Origin of the sequence: Maridesulfovibrio zosterae DSM 11974, from assembly GCF_000425265.1 — a bacterium.
GTDB lineage: Bacteria > Desulfobacterota > Desulfovibrionia > Desulfovibrionales > Desulfovibrionaceae > Maridesulfovibrio > Maridesulfovibrio zosterae.
Map to the genome: position 1 here is coordinate 157,571 of NZ_AUDC01000010.1, position 14,183 is coordinate 171,753.

Consider the following 14,183-nt stretch of genomic DNA (forward strand, 5'->3'; position numbering starts at 1 on the left):
TTTTGCAGGCAGCCAAATGTGAAACGCCACTTTGGGAAAAGGATATCCTGCGCAAAACTGCAGGTAAGACTTTGCGCCCCGGAGGATTTTCTCTCACGGATAGAGGTATATCCATGGCCTGCATTCCTGCAAAAGGCCGCATTCTTGATGCTGGATGCGGTTTAGGAGCTACAGTTGAACATCTGATCAGCAAACATGATCTTATGGCATATGGTGTAGATAATTCTGCACACCAGTTAGCTCAAGCTCCGAAGCATCTGCCACTGATAAATGCAGAAGCTGACAACCTTCCGTATCCTGATTCATATTTTGATGCTCTTATATGTGAATGTGTTCTCTCGCTAATGCCCGAAATGGACGGCTGTATTACGGAATTCAAAAGAGTTCTAAAATCTTCAGGCAAACTGATAATTACTGACCTTTATCAGCGCAATTCTAATCCTAACCCCACAATAAGCGGATCGTGTGCGAGCTCTCCGCTTAACCTCAGCAAACTTGAAGAATGTATAAAAAAAAATAATGCACATATAGTAACGCTTGAAGATCATTCCAAGCTACTTGCTGAACTTGCAGCCAAGCTCATTTTTGCGGGTGAGCCGAGCATCAGTTTTACTGGAAACTGCTGCAGCAGGCCCGGCTATATGCTGCTTATTGCCGAAATGAAATAATTTTTCTGGAGTAAGATATGAATGACACAGATCTTCGCGTGATGCAGTTGAACGGAACCGGGTATTGCTGTGCCCAGATATTTATTTTGCTTTGCCTTGATAACATGCAGCGGGAAAATCCAGATCTGGTACGTTCAGCTCAAGGATTGTGCCTTGGTATGGGTAACTGCTCAGGATCATGCGGGATATTGAGCGGTGGGATTTGCGCTCTTGGACTATATGCAGGAAAAGGAACTGATCAAGAAACACCTGACGATAAATTCCCACTTCTGGTTGAAACTTTCAAAGACTGGTTTCAGAAAAAAGTAACTTCCCAGTTCGGCGGTATTCGCTGTGAAGATATTCTGGGAGAAAAATGCAGCACTCCCAAGCCAGAAAAATGCGGAACTCTGCTGATAGAAGCATATAATGAACTTGTAAAAATTTTACTTGATGCCGGCTTTGACCCAGTAGAGGGAAGAGAAGAAAGCGATGGTTACTAGTTTTAATATTAATGAGACAGAATCGCTCTGCCCTGTCTGTCTCAAAAAAATACCTGCCCGGCGAGTCACAGAAAAAGGCGAGTCGCGGATAGTAAAAGAGTGTGCGGAACACGGAAAATTCAGCACCCCTTTCTGGCGCGGTGAACCGGCAATCGATCAATGGTCTCGTCCTAAACTGCCATCTACACCTCCGGTGACAGAAGAAACAGAGCGTAAAGGATGTCCCTTTGATTGCGGTCTCTGTCCAGCCCATAATCAACATACATGCACAACTCTTATCGAAATCACATGGCGCTGTGATCTGGCTTGTAAAGTTTGTTTTGCTTCTGCCGGAAAACCGGTTGCCCCGGACCCGAGCATAGCTGAACTTGATAATTTACTAAAAAATATACGTAAAACAGCCGGACCGTGCAACCTTCAGCTTTCAGGAGGCGAACCGGCTGTACGAGATGACCTGCCGGCGATTGCCTCTATTGCCAAGAGACATGGATTTCCTTTTGTTCAGGTAAACACAAACGGCCTTAGAGTAGCCCGTGAACAGGGGCTTGCGAAAAAATGGGCCGCAGCAGGAGTTGATTCTGCATTCCTCCAGTTTGATGGAACTCGTGACGATATATATACATCTATCCGTGGCCGTAAACTGTTTGAATATAAAATTAAAGCCATTAAAAACCTGACTGCTGCAGGAATTGGAGTTGTTTTAGTCCCGACGATTATTCCCGGGGTAAATGACGATAACATCGGTGAAATTATAAAACTCGCTGTTTCATATTCACCAGGAGTACGCGGAGTTCATTTTCAGCCAGTCAGCTATTTTGGACGTTATCCGAAGCCTCCGTCTGACGATATGAGAATAACCCTTCCTGAGATTATGACCGCAATGGAAGAACAAACAGGTGGGATGGTTCACAAATCAGATTACGCCCCCCCGGCCTGTGAACATTCATTATGTTCATTCCACGGGAATTACCTGATAATGGAGGATGGTTCTCTGAAAAAGCTATCCGCCAAAAAAGAAGGATGCTGCACTCCTCAGCCCGCTTCAGAAGGGGCGGATATGTCCAAAGCCTTTATACGCCGCCAATGGGCAGCACCGGAAGAGCAAAGTTGCAAATGTCAGTCAGACAAACCCATGGATGACCTTGACCGATTCTTAAGCAGAGCAAAGACACATATTTTAGCTTTATCTGGAATGGCATTTCAGGATGCATGGACACTTGACCTCGAGCGATTAAAAGGTTGTTGTATCCACGTTGCATCTCCAGAAGGCAAATTGATTCCCTTCTGTGCATACAATTTGACCGCAATGGATGGTTCCACCCTTTACAGGAGGATCATTGATGGCTGATAACCCTTTAGGAAGATGGCTTAATCTCCGTATGGGCCGTGCTCCTGAGCTGAAAACGGTTTCACTGGAAGAATTGCAGGACTGGCAGTTCAGCATGTTTCGGCAAACCATGTTCAATGCAGTTAAATCATGCCCATTCTATCATGAAAGACTTGCTGGAGTGCAGACAGGTGCTGTGCACAAATCTTCAGACTTGAACAAAATTCCTTTCACCACGGCTGATGATCTGCGTACCAGCCCTGAAAATTTTCTTTGCGTATCACAAGATGAAGTTGCCAGAGTTGTTACTCTTGCCAGTTCAGGTTCCAGCGGCCCTCCCAAAAGGCTTTTTTTCACAGCAGGGGACCTGGAACGCACCATCGATTTTTTCCATTACGGAATGTCACCCATGCTGAACAGCGGGGAAACAATTCTTGCAATTCTTCCCGACTCGCGTCCGGGTGGAGTCGGCTCACTTTTCGCGGAATCCATATCCAGACTGGGAGGAGAAACTGTCCTTCCGGTCAATCCCTCATGCATCAGTACGATGCTCAATTTGCTACTTGATTCCCATGCAAGCTGTATTCTTGGCCCGGCTATTCAAATTCATGCTCTCGCAAAACTCATTGAAAGCAAAGGTCTCATTATTAACAACGTACATTCGGTACTACTCTGCTGGGATATTCTTCCTGAAATATCAATGAAAACCATATCCAAAGTTTTTGGCTGTAAAATTTTTTCTCACTGGGGTATGACTGAAACATGCCTTGGCGGTGGTGTGGATTGCTGTCCCGATTCCGGCATGCACTTGCGTGAACCTGATTTCTTTGTTGAAATAATCAACCCTGAAACAGGTAAACAGCTTCCTGACGGAACAAAGGGTGAAATAGTTATCAGCACTCTTTCACGCAGAGCAATGCCCCTTATCCGCTATAGAACAGGTGATGTGGGATGCATAGCAGAGGATGAATGTTCCTGTGGCCTGCCTATGCGTAGATTAAAAACAGTCGAAGGACGTCTTGACGAGGGCATAATACTTCCCGGCAGCGGCAGAATGACACTAAACGAACTTAATAGTATTATACTGCCGCATCCTGAAGTTCTCGATTTCAGTGTAGAATATGAACCCGAAAGAATGAAGCTTTCCGTCAAGCTTGATGTTGCTCCGGAGAGTGTACCTAATAAGAATATCAAAGAATCACTTGTGATGTATCCCAAGCTGCAACAAGCCATAAAAAATCATAATTTAAAAATTTCAGCACAGCTTTCCAAACGAGATGGAAGCATTAATTCAGGTTTTGGAAAACGCTCTATAATAATCAAATAAAGGTTGTTCTCTCATGAAAAATTTTTTCGGCACTATTTGTACTCAACTTAAATCCGGTAACGATCTTATTTTGGCAACCATTGTCAAGAGTTCAGGCTCTACGCCCCGTTCTTCGGGGAGCAAAATGATTGTTCTACGTGACGGAAGCATAGCAGGAACAATCGGCGGTGGACTTGTTGAAGCTCTGGTCCAAAAAGAAGCTGCCAACCTGTTTGATACAGGTAACAACATTGTCTGCTTCAAAGATTTTGACCTTTCCAATGAGCTTGCTGCAAATGCGGATATGATATGCGGGGGATTTGTTTCAGTCATGCTCGAACATTTACCTGCTGATCAAGAAACCATTTCTGCTTTTTCAGAACTTGAAGAAAAACTGAGATTCGGCAAGCAGACAATTCTGCTATCTTGTGCTATAGATAATTCCATTCAGGAAAGAAAAACACTTACTGTTGGAAGTCAGATTCCAGAACTAACATTTATCAAAGAATCAGATGTGAATGTCTTACTGGAAAAATCTTTGAAATCAGGAACTCCTGTACTTGAAGAAGCAAACTCAGGTTTGATCGTTGCTGAAAGCTTCACTCCACAGCCGGACCTTTTTATTTTCGGAGCAGGGCATGTCTCCCGCCCAACAGCTGAACTGGCATCCTCAGTTAATTTTCACACAGTTGTACTTGATGACCGAGCAGATTTTGCTAATACAGATAGATTTCCTTATGCAGGTGAAATCCATGTTTTACCAGATTTTGATAATTGCTTTGCTGGTCTTGAAGTTAATGAAAACTCATATATTATTATTGTCACCCGGGGACATCTCCACGACAAGACAGTTCTCGGACAGGCCCTTAAAACTCCCGCCCGCTATGTGGGAATGATTGGAAGTACCAAAAAACGTAACGCTATTTACGATGCTTTGAGGGAAGAAGGCATTGCACAGATTGAAATTGATCGCTGCAACTGCCCTATTGGACTGAGTATCGGAGCACAAACACCAGAGGAAATTGCCGTATCCATTGTGGCTGAACTGATTCAGAAACGAGCCGGGTAATAAATGAACTTTTACGGAATTATTCTTGCGGCGGGCTATTCGTCGCGCATGGGAGAACTTAAGGCGTTGCTGCCTCTTAACGGCAACACCGTGCTTTCACGATGTATCAGACTGTTAGTTGATGGCGGAATCTCGGATATATTCGTGATCACGGGTCATGAGGCAGAAAAGATCGGTTCCGAAGTTAAAGCTCTGGGTATGCGTGCTGTTTTTAACCCCAATTTCGACAAGGGCATGTATTCATCAGTCAAAGCCGGAGTAATGGCATTACCCAGTAATGCCTCAGCATTTATGGTCCTGCCGGTTGATATACCTCTGGTCCGCTCATCTACAATCAGGGCATTGACCTTTGACTACTCTGACAATCCTACAGATGTAATATATCCTAATTTCAAAGGACAGAGAGGCCACCCTCCACTAATAAGCGCAGAACTTATTCCCGAAATTCTGAACCATGACGGGACAGGTGGATTGCGCCGCGTTCTTGAAAATCATGAATCGTCTGCCCGTGATCTGGATATGCCGGATATTGGAATTCTGCGTGATCTTGATACCCCGCTCGATTATAAGAAAGCTTGTAAAATTTCACGACGCCGTATCCCACTTCCAGAGGAATGTGCCGCCCTCTGGGAAATAGCCGAAACCCCTGCACAGACCCGTGAGCATTGTATCACAGTGGCAAATGCAGCCTGTCTTATGGCTGAAGCACTTAACGACGCTAGAAAATTGAAAAAGCCACTTGACTTAAGCATAGTTCATAGTGCGGCGCTTATGCATGACGTGGCAAAGCTGAGGCGCAATCATGAGGCTGCAGGAGCTGCTATCCTCGCAGGATATGGATTTTCAGGAATTGCCGACATTGTCGCGTCACATCGTGATACAGATATCAAGCCAGAATCACCGCTTACAGAACAGGAAATTGTTTTTCTTGCTGATAAAATGTTTCAAGGAACTGAACTGGTCAGCTTAAGCCAACGCTACGGTAAAACTCTTCAAAAATGGAGTAATGATCCTGAGGCTGTAAAAGCTATCAGCGGACGCCTGCGAAGAGCCGAAGCACTGCTTAAACGCTATGAAGATGAGGCAGGTGTAAAAATGCCTGACTATCTGCTGACCCATATGCACAAGGGGCGAGCATGATTGTATTGGTCCGTCACGGTGAGACTGAAAATGCAAAAGGAAAAGCTATAGGCCATACAGATCTTCAGCTTTCCAGTACTGGAAATATTCAAGCTCAAATGCTCGCCGAATCTTTGAAAGGGGTTAAATTCAAAACATTTCTAACCAGTCCGCTGACAAGAACCATGCAGACTGCTGCTTACATAGAAAAGTCTTGTAGAATAACTCCCACGCCCCGAGCTGAGTTGATGGAAATTAATCTTGGGAAGTGGGATGGCCTTAGTTACCATAAAATAAAAGAAAAATTCCCTGATGAATATGCTAAACGAGGCCAGGACTTTGCTGGATACCGCCCACCTGATGGTGAGAATTTTATGGACCTTAAAAAGCGTATAAAATCATTTCTGGATGAATTTTCAAAAAAGCAACAGCCAGCTCTCATAATTACCCATGCAGGAGTTATCAGGATATTTATGCATCTTGTCCTTGGATTTCCTCTGGAAAACATATTCTGCATAAAACCTTCTCACTGTCATGTAACGATCATGACTGATTCACCATCTGGGTATATTTTGAAGGCATTTAACCTTCCTTATGGCCCGGACCTCTCATTAGCTTTTAGAGAAGCAATGCCGTAACCGGACTATATTTTGTAATCTTGACTTCTTTGTTTATGAGGCTAATAATATATATTAAGTTCAATAATTATAATTTTTTAGACATAATAAGGTTATAGTTGATAAGATATGCAGATTACTAAATTCGCCATACCGGAAGTAATATTTGGCAACGGCAGTATAAAGTTTCTAGCCTCATGTGCCCGAAGACTGGGAGCCAAAAGAGTTCTACTGGTCAGTGACAAAGGCCTTGAAGAATCCGGTTGGGTAAAAAAAATTCAGGATATTCTAAAAAATGATAATCTAGAATGTATATATTTTAATGAGCTGACCGCAAACCCTCGCGACTGCCAGATTCAACAAGGCGCAAAGCTGTATAGAGAGAACAAAGCCGATGTAATAATCGGTCTTGGTGGCGGAAGCCCAATTGATGCATCAAAAGGAATTGCCACCATTGTCAGTAATGGAGGTAATATTCATGATTACGAGGGAGCCAACCGAATCAGTCATCCCCTGCCTCCCATGATTTTTATTCCTACGACCGCAGGAAGCGGATCGGATGTATCTCAGTATGCCATTATCACAGACAATGAACGCCATGTTAAAATGTCCATTATCAGCCGCTCATTGGTTCCTAATATTTCCATTATTGATCCGGACCTGCTGGTGACCAAATCCAGAGGATTGATTCTGGCTTCTGCTGTGGACGCACTAGCCCATGCCATTGAATCGTATGTGTCCAGACTGGCTTCGCCGTTTACCGAATCACAGGCACTGACGGCTATAGGTCTCATTGCAGGAAACATTAAGCCTGCAGCAAATTCAAAAGACAGAGAAGCCCTCAAAAATCTTGCCATTGCAAGTACTGCTGCAGGTATGTCTTTCAGCAATGCAGGCCTTGGTGTCGGGCACGCTCTGGCCCATTCTCTCGGAGGCCGCTATGACGTCACCCATGGTTTAACTCTTCCAATATTACTACCATCCGTAGTTCGTTTTAATCAGCGCAGCTGTGAAAGAAAAATGGCAATTATTGCCAATACAATAAATGACAGCTGTCCTGCTCCGTTAAGTGCCAAGAAAAAGCCTCTAAGCGTGACGCTGTATAATATGTTTGAAGAATTAGAAATTCCTATGAAACTTAGAGAGATTGTTCCCGACAATAAGCATATGGAAGAAATATGCCGCATTGCCGTCAAGGATGCTTGCTCTGTTCCAAATCCTAAAGAAGCAACATGGCAGGATCTTTTAGAAATTTGTAATGAGGCATGGTAATGACTGACGAAACAAAGCTTCATGATTTAATAGGTATTGAACATCACAAACTGAACTTTTTTCAAGAGTTACAGCAAAATATTAAAGAGCTGAAAGAGATCAATCGTGAGTCAGAAGACCAACGATATGAAATCACCGCAATTCTGGACGGTATCACCGATGTAATGATGGTTCTGTCTGAAAACATGGAGATAATTTCAGTTAACCGGGTTTTTGAGCAGTTGTTTCCGGGAGTTAATCCTATCGGCAAGAAATGCTACTCTCTCTTCAGGGATACAGGAGAACCATGCCAGGAGTGTCCCGCATTCAAGTCTCTTTCTACTAACTCCGTATGCCGCAATACAGCTATTTTTCGCATCGGAGAAAAAAACATGCAATTTGACATGGTAGCCTCTCCTCTTAAAAATCATGAAATGCCCGGGAATCAAATTCTGATTTTTAAAAGAGATGTAACGATGGAAAAAGAGTATCAAGCCAAATTTTATCAGGCTGAAAAAATGGCTACCATAGGTGTGCTTGCAGCCGGTGTGGCCCATGAAATAAATAATCCCATGGCAGCTGTTGCAGGTTTTGCCGAAGGCATCCAGCGCAGGCTGACACGTCTTGAGCAATCCATCCCTGAAGACCTTGCTGAAGACCTGTATGATTACACCAATACAATTTTAAAAGAATGCCTGCGCTGTCAGGATATAGTCAAAACACTCCTCTCTTTCAGCAGACCTGTGGCCTCTGAATTCATTCCGGTAAATATGAATCAGGTAGCGGAAGATACAATTCGCCTTCTGGACCATCAATTCAGAAGATATCAGTCAGTCAAACTGAGCATGAATCTGGCTTCACCAATTGAACATATTTACGGTAATGAAGCCCAGCTTAAGCAGGTTATTCTGAACCTGCTGACCAATGCAATTGATGCCGTAGAAGAAAACGGTGAAATAACAGTTGAAACTTTTATTGAAAATAATCATGTAGGACTGAGAGTCTGTGACACAGGGTGCGGAATTGATCCCCAAAACAAGGACATGCTCTTCGAACCTTTTTATACAACCAAACAAGTAGGCAAAGGAATCGGAATTGGCCTTTCCACTTGTTTTAACATTGTCAGAGAACATAACGGTGAAATAGTTGTTGAAAGTGAAGTAGGAATAGGTTCCTGTTTTACTGTACTTTTCCCCATTCAGTGAGAAGAATATGCCAGAATCATACAAAGTCCTTGTGGTTGATGATGAAGAGTCCATTTTAAAGCTGCTCAGCAAAGAACTTGCAAGCTCTGAACGAGTTATACACACAGCGAACTGCGCCCAGAGAGCCCGCGAATTGGTGCGTAAAGAGCGTTACGAAGTAATTGTCTCCGATATCAGACTTCCAGACGGTGACGGACTGGAACTACTCACAGAGTTTAAAGACATGGAACCCGATGTCGAAGTTATTCTCATCACAGGACACGGTAATATTGATAACGCTGTTGAAGCCATACGCATCGGTGCTTATGATTACATCACCAAACCATTTAGGCTGGACCGTGTAGAACTTGTGGTCGATCGCGCATGGCAGCGAGTCTGTCTTACCCGTGAAAACCGCAGTTATAAACATTCACAACAATCAGAAACAGCCAGTTCACAGCTTATTGGCAGCTCGGCTCCTATCAAACAAATCCGCCATCTGATTAATAAAGTAGCTCCAACAAATGTCCCGGTACTCATCACAGGAGAATCCGGAGCAGGTAAGGATGTAGTAGCTCATTCGGTCCATTGTGCCAGTCTGCGGTCAGGCAAACCCATGATCGTAAAAAACTGCGCCACTCTTCAGAAAGAACTTTCCCGTAGTGAACTATTTGGGCACACCAAAGGCTCATTTACCGGTGCAATGGAAAACTGTGACGGACTTATGACCTTTGCTCATACCGGAACATTATTCCTTGATGAAATCGGAGAGCTTCCTATGGAAGTACAGGCTTCTTTGTTGCGAGTACTCGAGGCACATACTTTTCGTCGAGTTGGTGAAAAAGATGAACGCACTGTTGATATCCGCTTTCTGTTTGCCACAAATCGGAACCTTGCTCAGGAAGTAGAGGAAGGAAGATTTCACGAGGCACTTTTTCATCGAATTAATGTGTTCAACATAAGCCTGCCGGAGCTTAAAGATCGCCGCGAAGACGTCCCTCTGCTTATTGATTTTTTTCTGAATAAATTGGGTCAGCAAATGGGGCAAGGCAAATACACAGTCAGTGAACGGGCAATGCAATGCATGCTCTCCTACCACTGGCCAGGTAACGTGCGTGAACTGCGTAACGTACTTGAGCGCAGTATTATTTTATCTGACAACTTCGTTATAACCTGCAACTGTCTTCCCAGAGAAATTGCTGACCAACCTGAGCGTGAAGGCGAAACAGGAATACTATCTCTTGAAAGAATGGAACGGGAACATATAATTAAAGCTCTCGACTTCTTTAACGGCAATCGCCAGAAAGCTGCACTAGCCCTTGGTATCGGCCGTAAGACGCTCTATCGTAAAATAGATAAGTATACTTTGTAACAGCGTATATCCTTGAAGTGGAGATAGCAGAGCATATTTCCAAAAGCACTATATAAAAGCTTAACAAAATAAAGTTTTTATCACTTCTGAAGAGATTTATGCTATAAAAATAACCTTCAGTGACAATTCTCTAAACTTCTAGTGGTCACTCAAGGTTACCTATGTGTTTTGGCTATTAGGTTCGATTCAGTCAGATGTATTTTCCATCCTTGCATTCCATAAAAATCTATTTAAACTTCTGTTTTCCACAAAACTTCCGCATACCTTTCCACCAGTTTTTTAGAACAAAGCATTTCTCTTCAATTTCATTTGGTCTTACTAAATTAATGTAAAATACTCTTTATCTCTCGCACTAAAGATGATATTCTTTAAAATTTTTATAAAAAGTAATGCATTTTTGAAATAAATTCAGACTTGAGCATGCAATATCATCTAACAGACATCAAATATCATTTTATATGTTCAGAGAAGCATAAGTTATATATGACACACTACCCTTCTTCGCTGGTTCAAAACGACACACAGCTCTACTATACCTTACTACACAAGGCATTAGCCTAATATGTTCAATTTTTCACATAAAAAAAAGGCATATAGAGGATAAAATCAATTAGCACTGTGATTCAGTCTGAATCTATCCATTTTGCATAAACAGTTAGAATAAAAGGTTTTATTTTTTGGCACAGGACTTGCCTAAGAGAAACTGTTAATAAGTACAAGACTAGGCCCAACCTTCTAAAAACCTATTACGCTCAAGGATGGTCTCAAATGGCAGTACGTGAAGAAGTTTATGGATTTTTTATTCCCAGTGTTACCCTTATCGGTATTGGCGCACACAAAGAAATCCCTGCACGCATCCGTGCCCTCGGTGGTAAAAAACCTCTGCTTGTAACAGATAAAGGTATTACCGCAACAGGCATCACCAAACAGGTTGTTGATATCCTTAAAGCTGATGGCATGGAATGTGTTGTTTATGATGACACCATCCCTAACCCAACTGACAAGAACGTTGCTGACGGCGTAGAAGCTTACAAAAAGAATGGTTGTGACTCCCTTATCACTCTTGGTGGCGGTAGCTCCCATGACTGCGGTAAGGGTGTAGGTCTTGTTGTTGCAAATGGCGGCACCATCCACGATTTCGAAGGCGTAGATAAATCTACCAAACCAATGCCTCCTTACATTGCTGTAAACACCACTGCAGGAACAGCTTCTGAAATGACTCGTTTCTGTATTATCACTGACACATCACGCAAAGTTAAAATGGCAATCGTTGACTGGCGTGTAACTCCCGGCATCGCACTTGATGACCCATTACTGATGATGGGCATGCCACCAGCACTGACAGCAGCTACCGGTATGGATGCATTGACTCACTCCGTTGAAGCATGGGTATCCACTATTGCTACTCCTATTACTGACGCTTGTGCTGAAAAATCTATCCGCCTGATCAACACATTCCTGCGCCGTGCAGTTGCTAACGGACAGGATATCGAAGCTCGCGAAGGTATGTGTTACGCACAGTACCTAGGTGGTATGGCATTCAACAACGCTTCTCTTGGTCATGTACATGCTATGGCTCACCAGCTTGGTGGCTTCTATGACCTGCCTCATGGCGAATGTAATGCTATCCTCCTCCCCTATGTTGAACAGCATAACCTGATTTCCAACGTTGATCGCTTTGCAACCATGGCTGAATGGCTCGGCGTTAACACTGATGGCATGTCTCCCCGTGTTGCTGCTGATGCTGCTCTTGATGCCATCCGTCAGCTTTCTGCTGATGTTGGTATTCCTGCAGGTCTTATCGCTCTCGGCAAAAAATACGGCAAAGAAGTATCTGAAAAAGATATCCCGACAATGACAGCAAACGCTCAGAAAGATGCTTGCGGTCTGACTAACCCACGCTGCATGACTGATGAAGCTGTAGCAGCTATCTACAAAGCAGCTATGTAATTAAACCGTTCCATCCGGTTCCGAGATCTGCAACCCGGAACCGGATTTACAAAATACTTAATGCCACGGGGCAACGGGCATCTTTGCATAACAGAGGTCATGTACTGGTAGAGGCTGATTCCGTTTTTCCGTTACAGTCCGGATGCAGGCGCGCAGGTGGAGCTGCAAACTTCATTATCTGGATTGGCACTGTATTTCCGAGGGAGGGGCTTTCCCTCCCTCAGCCTATTAAGCAATAAATAAACTGTATCTGCTCCAATTTTAAAATAAGCTGATAAAAATTTCCCAAAGGGCCGGTTGCTAAAAAACGCAGGCTGTAAAAAAGCCTCGGACCTAACCCCACCTTGCTTCAAAGACTAAGGCTCCTTAACCATTTAGGCCTTACTACCCCAGCACTTTGACTCGAGAAAGCAATCGGCCCTTTAAAAAAATCACTTTCTTCTGTATCCCCCATTTTTATATCTTCTGTATCTGTACACAATTCTTCGCTATAATTAGTAGTGTTGTTTACAACCTTCTATATTTCTATCTATATGCAAAGCCAATTCAAACAGATAAGGATACAGCATGTTCATACTTGAAAAACCATACGTCTCCGACCTTCTCAGAACAACGATCACTGAGACAAAAGCACATGTGCTCAGCAATAAAATGGCTCAGGCTTCTTTTACAAACAATGAACTGAAACTTTGTATAGAAAAGGATTTTGTTAAATTATACAACGAAAACCAGGATCGCCCTATTTACTCGAACTCCGAAAATTCAATAGACTGGATTGACCATAATCTTAGCTGTGGAGCTCTTCCTAAAAAAATAAGACTATTCAAAGACAAAGCTGCCTTTCGGGACCTTGTGCGAGATATGTACCCTGATTTTTTTTATCGCACAGTTAAATTTGATGAACTTGACAGCATTAATCCAGACCAACTTGCAATTCCATGTGTTATCAAACCATGTGTCGGCTTTTTCAGCCTTGGTGTACATATGGTTGAATCAGTAAAAGGGTGGCATAAAGCTGTTAATGCGATCAAAGAAGAAGTTGACCACATTAAAAACATGTATCCGGCAAAAGTATTGGAACTGGACAACTTTATTATTGAACAATGTATTGAAGGGGAAGAGTTTGCTGTTGATGCATACTTCAATGCGGAAGGAATTCCCGTAATAATAAATATTTTCGGACACCTGTTTGCTTCAAACGAGGATGTTAGTGATCGTTGCTACATCACTTCCCCTGAAATAATTAAAAAACATCATGATAACTTTAAGGATCTGCTCAAAGAAATAGGTAAACGGGCAAAGCTCAAGAATTTCCCAATCCATATTGAGGTGCGCACCGACGGACTGAACAACCTAGGAGTAATTGAGGTAAATCCCATGCGTTTTGCTGGATGGTGTGTGACTGACCTTGCATACTATGCATATGGTATTAATCCATACAAATACTTCATGGAAGGAAAAGTTCCGGACTGGGACGAAATTTCAGAATGCTGCAAAGGAAAAGTATATGCTATGGTAATTGGGGACATTGATGCATCGGTCGATTGCAATAAAATTAAATCTATTGATTACGATTCATTTAAGGCTAATTTCAGCAATCCTCTGGAGTTACGCAGAATAGATTACAAAGAATACCCAGTTTTTGCATTTATATTCGCCGAATTAGATAAAGAAAATATTAATGATCTTCAAAAAATACTTCACGCTGATTTTACGCAATATTTAAAATTTTAGCTTTAGTATCTAACAAATATATTTAAAAATAAGCACTAAACTTTCGCCTTTGACAACATCAGGCATTTACGGCAGTTTTAAGTAGTCTTAAAAACAATCCTTCA

At 42.8% G+C, this 14,183-nt stretch carries 12 protein-coding genes; all 12 read left to right on the top strand.

The genetic code is table 11. The features are described from left to right. Nucleotides 1–2: 2 nt before the first annotated feature. The 12 genes from trsM (at nucleotide 3) to H589_RS0101410 (ending at nucleotide 14,079) form a co-directional block, all read left to right on the top strand. Entirely contained in the window at nucleotides 3–668 is a 666-nt protein-coding gene (gene trsM / locus H589_RS0101350) for a DVU_1556 family methyltransferase (RefSeq protein ID WP_245577012.1), read from the top strand. 17 nt (nucleotides 669–685) lie between these two features. After that, nucleotides 686–1,150, top strand: coding sequence for a DVU_1555 family C-GCAxxG-C-C protein (locus H589_RS0101355; protein ID WP_027720356.1), 465 nt, complete (start codon nucleotides 686–688; stop codon nucleotides 1,148–1,150). Continuing rightward, nucleotides 1,140–2,498: a radical SAM (seleno)protein TrsS gene (gene trsS, locus H589_RS0101360; RefSeq protein WP_027720869.1), complete on the top strand. Its 1,359-nt coding sequence runs from the start codon at nucleotides 1,140–1,142 to the stop codon at nucleotides 2,496–2,498. Before H589_RS0101355 ends, trsS begins: the two co-directional genes overlap by 11 nt. Next, nucleotides 2,491–3,804 (top strand): DVU_1553 family AMP-dependent CoA ligase, encoded by a 1,314-nt coding sequence (locus H589_RS0101365; protein WP_035074658.1) that lies wholly within the window; start codon nucleotides 2,491–2,493, stop codon nucleotides 3,802–3,804. Before trsS ends, H589_RS0101365 begins: the two co-directional genes overlap by 8 nt. Nucleotides 3,805–3,817: 13 nt before the next feature. Continuing rightward, nucleotides 3,818–4,852, top strand: a complete 1,035-nt coding sequence (locus H589_RS0101370) for an XdhC family aldehyde oxidoreductase maturation factor (RefSeq protein WP_027720358.1) — start codon at nucleotides 3,818–3,820, stop codon at nucleotides 4,850–4,852. 3 nt (nucleotides 4,853–4,855) lie between these two features. After that, nucleotides 4,856–5,992, top strand: a complete 1,137-nt coding sequence (locus tag H589_RS0101375) for a DVU_1551 family NTP transferase (protein ID WP_027720359.1) — start codon at nucleotides 4,856–4,858, stop codon at nucleotides 5,990–5,992. Continuing rightward, nucleotides 5,989–6,609, top strand: coding sequence for a histidine phosphatase family protein (locus tag H589_RS18960; RefSeq protein ID WP_035074661.1), 621 nt, complete (start codon nucleotides 5,989–5,991; stop codon nucleotides 6,607–6,609). The genes H589_RS0101375 and H589_RS18960 overlap by 4 nt, the downstream gene beginning before the upstream one ends. Nucleotides 6,610–6,717: 108 nt before the next feature. Continuing rightward, the gene (locus H589_RS0101385) at nucleotides 6,718–7,860 is read left to right on the top strand and encodes an iron-containing alcohol dehydrogenase (protein ID WP_027720360.1); all 1,143 of its coding nucleotides are present in this window, start codon (nucleotides 6,718–6,720) and stop codon (nucleotides 7,858–7,860) included. Continuing rightward, entirely contained in the window at nucleotides 7,860–9,044 is a 1,185-nt protein-coding gene (locus H589_RS0101390; RefSeq protein ID WP_027720361.1) for a two-component system sensor histidine kinase NtrB, read from the top strand. The genes H589_RS0101385 and H589_RS0101390 overlap by 1 nt, the downstream gene beginning before the upstream one ends. Nucleotides 9,045–9,051: 7 nt before the next feature. Then, entirely contained in the window at nucleotides 9,052–10,395 is a 1,344-nt protein-coding gene (locus H589_RS0101395) for a sigma-54-dependent transcriptional regulator (RefSeq protein ID WP_027720362.1), read from the top strand. A gap of 768 nt (nucleotides 10,396–11,163) precedes the next feature. Continuing rightward, complete coding sequence (locus tag H589_RS0101400) at nucleotides 11,164–12,345, top strand: iron-containing alcohol dehydrogenase (protein WP_027720363.1); 1,182 nt, start codon at nucleotides 11,164–11,166, stop codon at nucleotides 12,343–12,345. A 567-nt stretch (nucleotides 12,346–12,912) separates the two neighbouring features. Next, nucleotides 12,913–14,079, top strand: a complete 1,167-nt coding sequence (locus tag H589_RS0101410) for an ATP-grasp domain-containing protein (protein WP_027720365.1) — start codon at nucleotides 12,913–12,915, stop codon at nucleotides 14,077–14,079. Nucleotides 14,080–14,183: the final 104 nt, after the last annotated feature.

What these genes read in the sequence shown, in the direction of transcription:
- H589_RS18960 (WP_035074661.1), top strand. Translation starts at nt 5,989, where the DNA reads ATGATTGTATTGGTCCGTCACGGTGAGACTGAAAATGCAAAAGGAAAA.
- H589_RS0101365 (WP_035074658.1), top strand. Translation starts at nt 2,491, where the DNA reads ATGGCTGATAACCCTTTAGGAAGATGGCTTAATCTCCGTATGGGCCGT.
- H589_RS0101400 (WP_027720363.1), top strand. Translation starts at nt 11,164, where the DNA reads ATGGCAGTACGTGAAGAAGTTTATGGATTTTTTATTCCCAGTGTTACC.
- H589_RS0101410 (WP_027720365.1), top strand. Translation starts at nt 12,913, where the DNA reads ATGTTCATACTTGAAAAACCATACGTCTCCGACCTTCTCAGAACAACG.
- trsS (WP_027720869.1), top strand. Translation starts at nt 1,140, where the DNA reads ATGGTTACTAGTTTTAATATTAATGAGACAGAATCGCTCTGCCCTGTC.
- H589_RS0101390 (WP_027720361.1), top strand. Translation starts at nt 7,860, where the DNA reads ATGACTGACGAAACAAAGCTTCATGATTTAATAGGTATTGAACATCAC.
- H589_RS0101385 (WP_027720360.1), top strand. Translation starts at nt 6,718, where the DNA reads ATGCAGATTACTAAATTCGCCATACCGGAAGTAATATTTGGCAACGGC.
- H589_RS0101395 (WP_027720362.1), top strand. Translation starts at nt 9,052, where the DNA reads ATGCCAGAATCATACAAAGTCCTTGTGGTTGATGATGAAGAGTCCATT.
- H589_RS0101370 (WP_027720358.1), top strand. Translation starts at nt 3,818, where the DNA reads ATGAAAAATTTTTTCGGCACTATTTGTACTCAACTTAAATCCGGTAAC.
- H589_RS0101355 (WP_027720356.1), top strand. Translation starts at nt 686, where the DNA reads ATGAATGACACAGATCTTCGCGTGATGCAGTTGAACGGAACCGGGTAT.
- H589_RS0101375 (WP_027720359.1), top strand. Translation starts at nt 4,856, where the DNA reads ATGAACTTTTACGGAATTATTCTTGCGGCGGGCTATTCGTCGCGCATG.